Genomic DNA, 12,297 nt, shown 5'->3' on the forward strand with positions numbered 1-12,297 from the left:
ACTTAGCGTGGGAAGCTCTGCGCGTTGCCGGCATCAACATTGATGATGTTGCCGGTGGACTTTGCCGAGAGATCGGACGCCAGGAAGTAGATCGCTTCAGCGATGTCTTCAGGGAAGACGTTGAGCTTCAGCATGGAGCGCTTGCGGTAGTGCTCCTCGAGCTCGTTGATCTCGATCTTTGACGATGCTGCACGCTGCTCGCGCCACTCGCCGTTCCAGATTTTCGATCCGCGCAGGACCGCATCCGGATTGACGGTGTTGACGCGAATGCCGGCTTCTGCGCCTTCCAGCGCCAGGCAACGGGCGAGATGGATCTCGGCAGCCTTGGCCGTGCAGTATGCGGCGGCATTTGGCGAGGAAGCCAGCCCGTTCTTGGACGCGACGAACACAACGTTGCCGCCGAGGTTCTGCTTGCGGAAAAGACGGAAGGCTTCGCGCGAAACGAGGAAGTAGCCGGTCGCCAGAATGTCGATATTCTTGTTCCACATCGAAAGCTCGGTGCTTTCGATCGGAGCGGACGAAGCGATGCCGGCGTTCGAGACGAGGATATCGACGCCGCCGAACTCCACGCAGGCTTCCGCGAAGGACGAGATCACGCCGTCTTCCTTGGTCACATCGAGCTTGACGCCGCGAACGGCATCTGCACCGAACTGCTTGGCGAAATCAGCCTTGGTGCTGTCGAGGGCTTCCAGGTCGATATCGGCCAGAACCACGCAGGCACCCTCACCGATCAGGCGGGCAGCTGTCGCGCGACCGATGCCGCCGGCGCCGCCGGTGACGAAGGCAACCTTTCCGGCCAGGCTCTTCGGCTTCGGCATGCGCTGAAGCTTGGCTTCTTCGAGCAGCCAGTATTCGATATCGAAGGCTTCCTGCTCAGGCAGACCTTGATATTCCGAAACGGTCGATGCGCCGCGCATGACGTTGATTGCGTTGACATAGAACTCGCTGGCGATGCGGGCAGTTGCCTTGTCGCGGGCAAACGAGAGCATGCCGACGCCGGGAACGAGGAAGATAACCGGGTTCGCGTCACGCATGGCGGGCGAATTGTCATGCTTGCAGTCGTTATAGTAGCGTGCATAGTCGGCGCGGTAGTCCTCGAGTGCCTTGTCGAGACCGGCAACGATCGCATCCACGTCAGGCTTTGCCGGGTCGAAATCGACGATCAGCGGACGGATCTTGGTACGCAGGAAGTGGTCGGGGCAGCTCGTACCAAGCGCGCCAAGCGGCTGCAGGTTCTTCGAATTGACGAATTCGAGAACGGCGTCCTGATCATCAAAGTGACCGAGCTTGCGCTCCGCCTTGCCGATGCGGCCGCGGATTTCGGGCATCAGGCGGGCTGCGATGGCGCGGCGCTGTTCAACAGCCAAGCTCTGCGTGGCCGCACCACCGAAGATGGTCTTGCCTTGTGTCTTTTCGGCGAACCAGACAATCGCCTTGTTGATGATCTCGAGCGTCAGCTCGTAGCAGGCCTTTGCATCGTTGGCCCAGGTGAAGAGACCGTGGCTTTCGAGCACAACGCCCTTCGAGTTCGGGTTTGCCTTGACGAAGGCTTCGAGATCGAGGCCGAGCTGGAAGCCCGGGCGGCGCCACGGCAGCCAGCCGATTTCGTCGCCAAAGATCTGCTTCGTCAGTTCCTTGGAGTTCTTCGAAGCGGCGATTGCGATGATCGCATCGGGATGCATGTGGTCGACATGCGTGAAGGGCACGAAACCATGCAGCGGCGTGTCGATCGAAGCGGCGCGGCTGTTTAGGTTATAGGTGCAATGCGGGAGGAAGCCGACCATACGGTCTTCGTCTTCAACGCCCTTGTAGATACTCTTCAGCGAGTCCAGCTTGTCCTGGTAAAGGGTCGCAAAGCCATCAAGCTTGATGGTGCCGACGTCGCCGCCAGAACCCTTGACCCAGAGAACCTTGACCTTTTCACCTGTCAACGGGTCGGTTTCCATGACCTTTGCAGAGGTGTTACCGCCGCCATAATTGGTGATGCGCTTATCGGCACCAAGCAGATTCGAGCGATACAGCAGCTTGCCTGGCTCATCGAGGCCAGCAGCGTAAGCATCGTCCCAACGGTTATCTAGAAGCCGGACGGTGGCCGCCATGTCATCCTCCCATAAAGAAATTTCTTGAGGACGCGGAACGAGAACTGCGCCCTTTGCGCTGACGGTATCGCTCATCAAAATACGCGTTGTCAATCGAAAACGATCAAATTCGCTTATTGTGCAGTGCAATATGCAAATTTCTGATCGTTTTTGATTGACACATTCTCACAACTGCGAAATAAGCAAGCTAGGAGGAACCCCATGCACGAACGCGAACGCCATCGCATCATTCTGAGCGCCGTTCAGGAGAAGTCCGTTGTCACGGTTCAGGATATTTCCGAGCTGACCGAGGCTTCTGAGGCGACCATTCGACGTGACATCACGGCCCTTCATGTGCAGGGAAAGATCCGCCGCGTTCGCGGTGGGGCGGAGGCTGTGCATCCACCGCAGCTCGGAAATCTAGCCGGACGCCCATTCCGCGTTTCAGAATCAGTCAATATCGATAAAAAGCGCTCAATAGCGCGAGCCGCAGTCGATTTGTGCGACCCCGGCGATGCGATCATCATCAACGGTGGCACCACCACCTTCCAGATGGTGCACTTCATGGCGGCCCATCGCATGCAGGTCATGACGAACTCGTTTGCGATCGCAGAGCATCTCGTCAAGCACTCGAAGAATACGGTCACCGTGCCTGGAGGCGTGATCTATCGCGAGCAGAGCCTGATCCTGTCGCCTTTCGACAATGATGCGATCCGCAATTTCTACGCCCGTCGCTTTTTTATCGGCGCACAGGGCGTAGGGCCGCACGGCATCATGGAAGCCGACGCGCAGATTATTCAGAGTGAACAGAAGCTGATGCACCAGGCCGACGAACTCGTCGTCATGGTTGATTCCAGCAAGTTTAACCGCCGGTCGAGCCTGATCTTGTGCCCGCTCGACCGTGTTTCGACCATCATCACCGATGAGGGAATTCCCGAAGAGTCGGTACGGATGATCGAGGATGCGGGCATCAGACTCGTCATTGCGAGCACGATCTCGCAAGCGAAGGAGGATTCCTCGTCGGTCGCGTGAGTGGCACCGGCAGGATGTATTCAAGCCTTAACAACGTGGGAGGATGAAAGCATGAAACTCGCAAAAACACTGGCAGTGGGCGTCGCCTTTGCCGTCGCCTTGATGGCAGGCGCAGCAAGCGCCAAGGACGTCAAGATTGGTCTTGTCGTAAAGTCTCTCGGAAACGGCTTCTTTGAAGCTGCCAACAAGGGCGCACAGGAAGCAGCCAAGGAACTCGGCGGCGTAGAAGTAATCTACACCGGCCCGACCTCGACGACGGCCGAAGGCCAGATCGAAGTCATCAACTCGCTGATCGCTCAGGGCGTTGACGCCATTGCGATCTCCGCCAACGATCCGGACGCTGTCGTACCGGCCCTCAAGAAGGCCAAGCAGCGCGGTATCAAGGTCATCTCCTGGGATTCCGGCGTCAACAAGGACGGCCGTATCCTGCAGCTGAACCCGTCGTCGAACGAACTGATCGGCAAGATGTGCCTGACGCTCGTCAAGGATCATCTTGAAGGCGGCAAGGGCGACTTCGCAATCCTGTCTGCAACCACCACCTCGACGAACCAGAACATCTGGATCGACCAGATGAAGAAGCAGCTCAAGGACTTCGCTGGTCTCAACCTCGTTACAACCGTTTATGGCGACGACCTGTCTGACAAGTCCTATCGCGAAGCTGAAGGCCTGCTGAAGTCCAACCCGAACGTCAAGGTCATTGTCGCTCCGACGACCGTCGGCGTTCTGGCTGCGTCGAAGGTTGTCGAAGACAAGGGTCTCGTCGGTAAGGTCTACGTAACGGGCCTCGGCCTGCCGTCAGAAATGGCAGGTGCGATCAAGTCGGGTGCGACGAAGGAGTTCGCAATCTGGAACCCGATCGACCTCGGCTACTCCGCAACACAGATTGCTTATCACCTGGTCAAGGGTGACGCGACGGGCGAGCCTGGCACCGAAATTGAAGCCGGCCGCATGGGCAAGATCAAGGTTGGCGAAAACGGCGAAGCCGCGATGGCCGATCCCTTTGTCTACAATGCGTCGAACATCGACCAGTTCTCGAAGGTTTTCTAAGACCTCGCTGAAGACACAAAACCCGGCGGTTCATGCCGCCGGGCCTTTCCCAATGAACACTGGTAGACGCTGATGAACACTGCCCTTCAACAACCCGTCGCGAGCGCCAAGGCGGACGACGCACGCCCGATTCTGGAGATGCGTGGCATCTCGCAGATTTTCCCGGGCGTGAAGGCTCTCGATAACGTCAGCATCGCGCTCTATCCCGGCAAGGTGACTGCACTGATCGGCGAAAACGGCGCCGGCAAATCGACACTCGTCAAGATCCTGACGGGCATCTATCGGCCGAACGAAGGCGAGATCATCGTCGACGGCAAGCCAACGACATTCGCTAACGCGCAAGCCGCGATCGATGTCGGCGTAACCGCCATTCACCAGGAGACCGTCCTCTTCGACGAGTTGACGGTGGCCGAGAACATTTTCCTCGGCCATGCGCCGCGCACCAGGTTCCGGACAATCGACTGGAAACTGATGAACAGTCGCTCCAAGCAATTGCTGCATTCCCTTGAAAGTAATATCGATCCGACGATCCGCTTGAAGGATCTCTCGATTGCACAACGCCATCTCGTAGCCATCGCCCGCGCCCTTTCGATCGAGGCTCGCATCGTCATCATGGACGAGCCTACCGCGGCCCTTTCACGCAAAGAAATCGATGATCTCTTCCGGATCGTCGACGGTTTGAAGGCACAGGGAAAGGCTATCCTTTTCATCAGCCACAAGTTCGACGAGCTTTATGAGATCGCCGATAACTTTGTCGTCTTTCGCGATGGGCGTGCTGTTGGCCACGGCCAACTCAAGCAGACGCCGCAAGACGATATCGTCCGCCTCATGGTCGGGCGCGACGTCGAGAATGCGTTCCCCAAAATTGACGTTGCGATCGGCGGTCCGGTTCTGCAGGTAGAGAAATACTGTCACCAGACCGAGTTTCGCGATATCTCCTTTACCCTCCGCAAGGGTGAGATCCTCGGTGTCTACGGGCTGATCGGCGCCGGTCGCTCCGAACTCTGCCAATCGCTCTTCGGCATCACCAAGCCGGCCTCTGGAAGCCTTACACTCGACGGTCAAAATCTTGTTGTCCATTCGCCGCTCGACGCCATCCGTGCAGGCATCGTCTACGTCCCGGAAGAGCGCGGCCGCCACGGTTTGGCGTTGCCGATGCCGATCTACCAGAACATGACGCTGCCTTCGCTTGCACGCACCTCGCGGAAGGGCTTCCTGAAGGCGGCCAATGAGTTTGCCTTGGCACGAAAATACGCAGAGCGGCTTGACCTGCGCGCGGCAGCCCTTTCCGTGCCGGTCGGCACACTGTCAGGCGGCAACCAGCAGAAGGTCGTTATCGGCAAGTGGTTGGCAACCCTGCCCAAGGTGATCATCCTCGACGAGCCGACCAAGGGTATCGACATCGGCTCGAAAGCTGCCGTTCATGGCTTCATCAGCGAGCTTGCTGCCGAAGGGCTCTCCATCATCATGATCTCCTCAGAGTTGCCGGAGATCATCGGAATGTCCGACCGGGTCCTCGTCATGAAGGAGGGTCTGATGGCCGGCCTCTTTGAACGCAAGGAACTGACGCCGGAAACGCTGGTTCGCGCGGCGACCGGCAACGCTTGAGGTAAACAGAATGTCCAGACTGCTGAAAAAACGCGAAACCCTACTCTTCGCAATTATCGCGATAATGGTCGCGATATTTTCGACACGAGCCCAGGATTTCGCAACACCGGGCAACCTCGCTGCGATCTTCAACGACACGTCGATCCTGATCATTCTCGCGCTGGCGCAAATGACAGTCATCCTCACAAAATCGATTGACCTGTCGGTTGCTGCAAATCTGGCCTTCACGGGTATGGCAATCGCGATGTTGAACGCGACCTATCCCGATCTGCCGCTTATTGCCCTTATCCTTGCAGCCATTTTCATCGGCGCCTTCCTCGGAGCTATCAACGGCTTCCTCGTATGGGCACTTGAGATTCCGCCGATCGTCGTCACGCTGGGTACGCTTACCATCTATCGCGGCATGGCCTTCGTGCTGTCGGGTGGCGAATGGGTCAATGCTCACCAGATGACGCCAACCTTCCTCAACGTTCCTCGCACTGTTGTCGCCGGCATGCCTGTCCTTAGCTGGGCCGCCATTGTTGTCGTCGCTCTCATTTATGTTCTTCTGAAGTACACGCAGTTCGGGCGTTCTGCCTATGCCGCTGGCGGCAATCCGACGGCAGCCGTTTACGCCGGCATCGATGTTGGTTGGACCAAGTTCCTGGCATTCGTCCTATCGGGCGCGCTCGCCGGCCTCGCTAGCTATCTCTGGGTATCGCGCTATGCGGTTGCCTATGTTGATATCGCCAATGGCTTTGAACTCGACAGTGTAGCTGCCTGTGTCATTGGCGGAATCTCAATTGCCGGGGGCGTCGGCTCCGTCATTGGAACAGTGCTGGGCGCCTTATTCCTTGGCGTCATCAAGAATGCCCTTCCGGTCATCGGCATTTCGCCCTTCACGCAAATGGCGATCTCGGGAACCGTCATCATCCTTGCCGTCGTCTTCAATGCACGGCGCGAACGCAATCGCGGCCGCATCATCCTGCGCGACAAGGCCGCCTCAGAAAACCCGGCAGAGGTGGCAGCATGAGCACCGTCGTTTCTACAGCCACCGAAAAGCGCGTTATTCCCGACCGTCTCGGCACTCCGTTCAAGCGGATAATGTCGAGCTGGGAGGTGCTGCTCTTTGGCGTCGCGGTCCTTATCTTCATTTTCAATTCAGTTGCATCGCCATATTTCCTCGATGCCTGGAACCTTTCCGACGCGACCTTCAACTTCACCGAGAAAGCGATGATCGCCTTTGCTATGGCAATGTTGGTGATCGTTGGCGAGATCGACCTGTCTGTTGCCGCCATCATAGCACTTGCCTCGACCGCGATGGGTGCTGCTGCTCAGGCCGGAGTGGGTGCTCCCGGACTTGTTGCGATCGGCATCGGCGTTGGACTGCTCTGCGGCATGTTCAATGGATTCCTGGTATCGGTCATGAAGCTGCCGTCCATCGTCGTAACCATCGGTACCATGAGCCTCTTTCGAGGTATTTCCTACATCGTCCTCGGCGACCAGGCCTATGGTGGCTATCCTGAAGACTTCGCCTACTTCGGCCAGGGCTATGTGTTCTGGGTATTCTCTTTTGAGTTCGTACTGTTCATCGTGCTGGCGATTGTCTTTGCTATCCTGCTGCACGCCACAAATTTCGGCCGTCAGGTTTACACGATCGGGAACAACGAGTTTGCGGCGCGCTTCTCGGGCATTCCAGTAGAGCGCGTCAAATTCATCCTGTTCTTGCTGACCGGTGTCATGAGCGGAGTTGCCGCCGTCTGCCTGACCTCCCGCCTCGGGTCCACGCGCCCGTCGATCGCGCAAGGCTGGGAGCTTGAAGTTGTTACCATGGTGGTCCTCGGTGGCGTTTCGATCCTTGGCGGCTCTGGTAAGATTGGGGGCGTCGTCATCGCCGCCTTTGTCATGGGTCTCGTCACCTTTGGTCTCGGCCTCCTCAACGTGCCCGGTATCGTGATGTCGATCTTCATCGGCTTGCTGCTGATCGTGACGATCGCAATTCCGATCATCGCGCGCCGCATCAAAGCCATGAGCACCAAATGAGTGGGTTCCAAATGACGCTCCAAAAACACGCCTTCAAGATGAAACTCAACCCGGGCATGGAAGCCGAATACAAGAAGCGGCATGACGAGATCTGGCCGGAATTGCTGGAACTGCTGCACCAATCCGGCGCCCGCGACTACTCAATCCATCTAGACCGCGAAACGAACACGCTCTTCGGTGTATTGACGCGTCCCACTGATCACACAATGGCAAACCTGCCGGATCACCCCGTCATGAAGAAATGGTGGGCACACATGGCCGACATCATGGAAACCAACCCGGACAACTCTCCCGTCCAAAGCGATCTCGTCACCGTATTCCATATGCCATGACCGTAAACTACCGCCGTATCGCCGTTCTCGACATCGGCAAGACCAATGCCAAAGTGGTCGTTCTGGACAGTGCCACCGGGGTAGAGATTTCGGTAGCCAAGATGCCGAATTCCGTAGTCCGTGATGGAATTTACCCGCACTACGACGTCGAGAAACTATGGACCTTTACGCTGGATGCCCTGCGCTCGTTCGCTAGGGAGCCCGGCTTCGACGCGATCTCGATCACGACACACGGCGCATCGGCTGCCCTGCTGAATGCAGCTGGCGATCTTGCTATGCCGGTACTGGATTACGAGCATGAATATCCTGCCGACGTTCGCGAAGCGTATGCCTTGCTGCGGCCTCCCTTCGAGGAGACGTTCTCGCCACATCAGAGCATGGGTCTGAACGTCGGCGCGCAGTTGCATTACCAGAAGACGACCTTTCCCGACGCCTTCGCGAAAGTGACAACGATCGTCACCTATCCGCAATACTGGGCATCTCGCTTGACGGGCGTCGTGTCTAACGAGGTCACATCGCTTGGCTGCCACACCGACCTCTGGGCGCCCCGAGAAAGCACTTACTCCTCACTCGTTGACACCCTTGGCATCCGCTCGCTGATGGCGCCGATCCACTCAGCCTTCGATGCACTCGGCCCGGTTCTTCCGGCGATTAACAAAGAGATTGGTCTTTCCCGCGACATTCCGGTCTTTTGCGGCATCCACGATTCCAACGCGTCGCTTCTGCCGCACCTTCTTGTTCGCCCTGCCCCCTTCGCAGTCGTTTCAACCGGCACGTGGGTGATCAATTTTGGTGTCGGGGGCGATCTCGATCATCTCGAGCCGAGCCGCGATACGCTGGCCAATGTCGATGCCTATGGCCGCGCCGTGCCCTCCTCCCGCTTCATGGGCGGACGCGAGTTCGAAACGGTCTCTGCCGAAATCGGCCACGTAGATCAGGAATACAGTAGTGCTGCAATCGAGCGGGTGGTCTCAAACAGCATATTGCTGCTTCCAAACGTTGCGCCGGGCTCAGGGCCGTTTCCAGGTCAAACCGCGCGCTGGATCAATGCTGAAGGCGCAAGCGCCGAAGCGCGCTATGGCGCACTGTGCCTATATCTGGCGCTGATGAATGAAGCCTGCCTCAATCTGATCGGCGCACGCGGTCCTGTTATCGTCGAAGGACCGTTTGCGCTGAACGACACCTACCTCACTCTGCTCGCTGCGCTAACTGATCGCGATGTGATCGCGGTTCCCGGCTCGACCGGCACCAGCCAGGGGGCCGCACTCCTGACCGGCATTCAACCGCCCGCCGCCGTTGAACGACGGATTCAGCCAGGGAAAATCACAGGGCTCAGTGCCTACCGCCAGTCCTGGCATACAGCGTTGGCATAGCAGTCTTTCCGCCGATGCCCCTCGCTCCACTTTGGTGTTGCCTATAGGTTAGCGACTCACAACAAACAGGAGGAGTCCCATGGTAGAGTCGACCGCTGCACCCTTTGATCCACGTGCGCTTGCGTCAAAGCTTCACGGCCTGCGTCGAGTACGAAATCAGGCCCCGACGGCCGATTTCGCCTTGCCTCCTAATCTTAGGCAAGCGGTGGATGCCCAGAACTTCCTGGCAGCCGACGAGGCTATCACGAGTAATGCCTGGAAGGTGACGGTCTCGCCCGATGGGCAGGCAGTTGCTGCACCGCTCCATCCTTTTGTGCAGGCTGATTCCGGTGCGCGGATTGACTGGCAAAAGGGTATCAGGTTCGAGGCGGAGATCGCGGTGCGCCTTGGCAAGGATTTGCCTATACTTCGAGATGGCAACTACTCCAGAGCCGACATTGTGGGCGCGATCGCGGCTGTATATATCGGCGCCGAATTGCTGGTCAGCGCTATCGAAGAAAGCGGCAAGATCTCATTTCTACTGTTCCTCGCCGACCGGCTTGGAAACGCCGGATATGTTCTCGGCCCCACTGTCGCAAAGTCAGTCGTTGATACGGCGGGTGGCACGCCGCTCAAGGTCACCCTCAACGGCCAGTCGATCTACGACGCACCTGCTCAGCATCCGAAGGGCGACGTGTTGACCTGGCTCTTTGAGTACGCAAATGATGGGTTGCGACCGGCCTCCTCCCTCAAGGCTGGGGATGTCATCACCACAGGCACCCTCTGTGGTGCAATTGAACTCTTAACGCCTGGGGATATTGAAATTACCTTTGGCGGGTCTGCCCATCTAAGGATTACACTCGCCTGAAATGATGTCGGATGCGTCCGCCGGTAACCGGTGGACGCATCCGTTCTTGTCCATTATTCGCCTCGGCGGCTAACTTCCGGCTAGCCCTCCGCCACCCAAGCCGGGGCCGCGGAAACGGCCAATCTTTTTCGATTGTTCATGGGAATGTACCTACCAGGCGGAGCCAACTGGCGTCCCACGATTTCTTGCCCGAAGCGCCAACCCTAAGATGACGCGGCTCCAGCCCTGAGAGATAAGATCAATCCTGAGCTTGATCGCAAGAAGCCGAGCCTACTGGCCACGCGCGCAAAATCATCCCGCCAAACACAATACAATAGTTCACGCTGATGGTGGCAAACCCTCCCCATACCTTTTTGATTGGTCACGGAACCCCACGAACATTCGGAGAGTGCCGGATACTCATTCAAATCACAATTGTTATTGCTAAACAGTCTATTAGCTAAGATTATTCAAGTTCTCATCCTGTAACGTCAGGGTCCACTACCCTCATTCGCTCCAACGATGGTTTCCAAGGGTTGGCCCGGTGCGATCTGCTCATTTCCGCCAGGAACAACGAGGGGAGCAAAAACCCCGGCTAACATGAAAGCAACTATCAACAGCATCAGCATTCGCATCCTGCACGCTCCACCATCCGATTTCGAATGCCTACCCAGCAGACCCAGCCGCTTTTGATCTGGTAGCACCAAGTCAAACGTTTCTAATGATAATCCTGGTCCTGACGTTGCCGGGCAGGACGGCAGATGCGCTGAACATCACCGTCAAATCTTCCGCTTGTGCGTCAAGTGAACCGAAATCCGACAACCCCAAACCGTCCCTTCCAAACCATGTCGAGGATATAATGGGGCAGCCTGCCGCGATCGCTCCGAGTATACTCGCTCTGGGGTGCATCAGTGCTCCGGGATCGGTTGTTGTCACGAGCCTAAGGCGACAATGTCCCTATTGGAATCCAACCTTTGTCCGCGCGCGCAATACGTTTGTATAGTTGGCACTGGACCCCAATTCGCGGCACGTACGAAATTGAATTTCCAAGTTTCCGCTTCGATCATTGGAGGCGCAGATATGAACCGAAATGCATTGATTGAAGTCGGAAATCTTAAGACGAAAAAAGGACAGGAAGACCAATTACGGATCGATGCCCTGCTGCAGCGAGACCCTGATGAGTCGCTTTGGGACCGTCTCTATTGGCAGTTTAAACTCTCACCACTTCTTAGGGCCGAGATGGCCGAGGCCGTTGCTAGCGTCTCCTCAAGTCTCATCGAGCCGCAGGAATGAAAGAGCTGACGCATACCCCATACTGGCGAAATCGTCGCCAAAGACACCGGCGGATACGTCCCGATGGGCACTGCCAATAGCGGTGAGCCACACCAATCGAGGACCTCCCATAGACTCTCGTACGATATCAAACACATGAATTCGAAACGATATTGTTCGACACATGAACCAATATCTGGTGTCGGGACAATGTCACAAGAGCGTTCGGTAGCCATCATCGATGACGACGGGTCTACAAGGGAGGCTTTGGAAGATCTCCTGGATTCATACGGCCTGCCAAGCCACTCGTTTCAATCCGCAGATCAGTTCCTTTCCGACCTCCGTCGAACAGGGGTTTGCTGCCTTCTTCTCGATGTGAACATGCCCGGGTGTAGCGGAATAGAGTTGCAGGCCGAGCTGGCAAAGGATCCAAACCCGCCGGCAATCATATTCGTCACGTCCTATCAGGATACGCGCACCCGCACTGCTGCGATGAGGGCCGGTGCTGTAGCTTTCCTCGCCAAGCCGGTCGACGTTTCATTGCTGATTGCTGCGCTCGAGACAGTGTTACACGAGACGATCGTGTAGCCTTGGAGGCATCAAGCATGCGGAACCTGAAGGTGCGCATCCTTAAACTCGCCCATATGACGCCGGAATCGGCGGTCGTGCAAATAGACCCAAGAAACTGGTGATGTCCTCATTTGGAG

The 12,297-nt window shown here is 57.1% G+C and carries 11 protein-coding genes; 10 read left to right on the forward strand and 1 reads right to left on the reverse strand.

Annotated elements, in window-relative coordinates; all coding sequences use genetic code 11:
• Positions 1-2 precede the first annotated feature (2 nt).
• Complete coding sequence (locus JNB88_RS30410; protein ID WP_220358689.1) at positions 3-2,099, reverse strand: bifunctional rhamnulose-1-phosphate aldolase/short-chain dehydrogenase; 2,097 nt, start codon at positions 2,097-2,099, stop codon at positions 3-5.
• Between the two features lie 201 nt (positions 2,100-2,300).
• On the opposite strand from JNB88_RS30410, the gene JNB88_RS30415 reads away from it, so the two are divergent.
• From JNB88_RS30415 to JNB88_RS30460, 10 genes are all read left to right on the forward strand, one after another.
• Complete coding sequence (locus tag JNB88_RS30415) at positions 2,301-3,110, forward strand: DeoR/GlpR family DNA-binding transcription regulator (RefSeq protein ID WP_220358690.1); 810 nt, start codon at positions 2,301-2,303, stop codon at positions 3,108-3,110.
• A gap of 51 nt (positions 3,111-3,161) precedes the next feature.
• Positions 3,162-4,157, forward strand: a complete 996-nt coding sequence (rhaS, locus tag JNB88_RS30420; RefSeq protein ID WP_037129882.1) for a rhamnose ABC transporter substrate-binding protein — start codon at positions 3,162-3,164, stop codon at positions 4,155-4,157.
• A 72-nt stretch (positions 4,158-4,229) separates the two neighbouring features.
• Positions 4,230-5,765, forward strand: a complete 1,536-nt coding sequence (locus JNB88_RS30425) for a sugar ABC transporter ATP-binding protein (RefSeq protein WP_037129879.1) — start codon at positions 4,230-4,232, stop codon at positions 5,763-5,765.
• Between the two features lie 10 nt (positions 5,766-5,775).
• On the forward strand, positions 5,776-6,777 hold the full coding sequence (locus JNB88_RS30430) for an ABC transporter permease (RefSeq protein WP_220358691.1): 1,002 nt from the start codon (positions 5,776-5,778) through the stop codon (positions 6,775-6,777).
• The gene (locus JNB88_RS30435; RefSeq protein WP_220358692.1) at positions 6,774-7,787 is read left to right on the forward strand and encodes an ABC transporter permease; all 1,014 of its coding nucleotides are present in this window, start codon (positions 6,774-6,776) and stop codon (positions 7,785-7,787) included. Before JNB88_RS30430 ends, JNB88_RS30435 begins: the two co-directional genes overlap by 4 nt.
• An 11-nt stretch (positions 7,788-7,798) precedes the next feature.
• Positions 7,799-8,119 carry an L-rhamnose mutarotase gene (rhaM, locus tag JNB88_RS30440; protein ID WP_220358694.1) on the forward strand — a complete coding sequence of 107 codons (321 nt, stop codon included), beginning with the start codon at positions 7,799-7,801 and terminating at the stop codon, positions 8,117-8,119.
• The gene (locus JNB88_RS30445; protein ID WP_220358695.1) at positions 8,116-9,492 is read left to right on the forward strand and encodes an FGGY-family carbohydrate kinase; all 1,377 of its coding nucleotides are present in this window, start codon (positions 8,116-8,118) and stop codon (positions 9,490-9,492) included. Before rhaM ends, JNB88_RS30445 begins: the two co-directional genes overlap by 4 nt.
• Before the next feature lie 79 nt (positions 9,493-9,571).
• Entirely contained in the window at positions 9,572-10,339 is a 768-nt protein-coding gene (locus tag JNB88_RS30450) for a fumarylacetoacetate hydrolase family protein (RefSeq protein WP_220358696.1), read from the forward strand.
• 1,059 nt (positions 10,340-11,398) lie between these two features.
• Positions 11,399-11,611, forward strand: a complete 213-nt coding sequence (locus JNB88_RS30455; protein WP_220358697.1) for a hypothetical protein — start codon at positions 11,399-11,401, stop codon at positions 11,609-11,611.
• 189 nt (positions 11,612-11,800) lie between these two features.
• Positions 11,801-12,178 carry a response regulator transcription factor gene (locus JNB88_RS30460; RefSeq protein WP_220358698.1) on the forward strand — a complete coding sequence of 126 codons (378 nt, stop codon included), beginning with the start codon at positions 11,801-11,803 and terminating at the stop codon, positions 12,176-12,178.
• Positions 12,179-12,297: the final 119 nt, after the last annotated feature.

Source organism: Rhizobium cauense, from assembly GCF_019511525.1.
Classification (GTDB): domain Bacteria; phylum Pseudomonadota; class Alphaproteobacteria; order Rhizobiales; family Rhizobiaceae; genus Rhizobium; species Rhizobium cauense.

Bases quoted from the DNA above. Each gene is read 5' to 3' on its own strand.
- JNB88_RS30410 (WP_220358689.1), bottom strand. From the start codon at position 2,099: ATGGCGGCCACCGTCCGGCTTCTAGATAACCGTTGGGACGATGCTTAC.
- JNB88_RS30415 (WP_220358690.1), top strand. From the start codon at position 2,301: ATGCACGAACGCGAACGCCATCGCATCATTCTGAGCGCCGTTCAGGAG.
- rhaS (WP_037129882.1), top strand. From the start codon at position 3,162: ATGAAACTCGCAAAAACACTGGCAGTGGGCGTCGCCTTTGCCGTCGCC.
- JNB88_RS30425 (WP_037129879.1), top strand. From the start codon at position 4,230: ATGAACACTGCCCTTCAACAACCCGTCGCGAGCGCCAAGGCGGACGAC.
- JNB88_RS30430 (WP_220358691.1), top strand. From the start codon at position 5,776: ATGTCCAGACTGCTGAAAAAACGCGAAACCCTACTCTTCGCAATTATC.
- JNB88_RS30435 (WP_220358692.1), top strand. From the start codon at position 6,774: ATGAGCACCGTCGTTTCTACAGCCACCGAAAAGCGCGTTATTCCCGAC.
- rhaM (WP_220358694.1), top strand. From the start codon at position 7,799: ATGACGCTCCAAAAACACGCCTTCAAGATGAAACTCAACCCGGGCATG.
- JNB88_RS30445 (WP_220358695.1), top strand. From the start codon at position 8,116: ATGACCGTAAACTACCGCCGTATCGCCGTTCTCGACATCGGCAAGACC.
- JNB88_RS30450 (WP_220358696.1), top strand. From the start codon at position 9,572: ATGGTAGAGTCGACCGCTGCACCCTTTGATCCACGTGCGCTTGCGTCA.
- JNB88_RS30455 (WP_220358697.1), top strand. From the start codon at position 11,399: ATGAACCGAAATGCATTGATTGAAGTCGGAAATCTTAAGACGAAAAAA.
- JNB88_RS30460 (WP_220358698.1), top strand. From the start codon at position 11,801: ATGTCACAAGAGCGTTCGGTAGCCATCATCGATGACGACGGGTCTACA.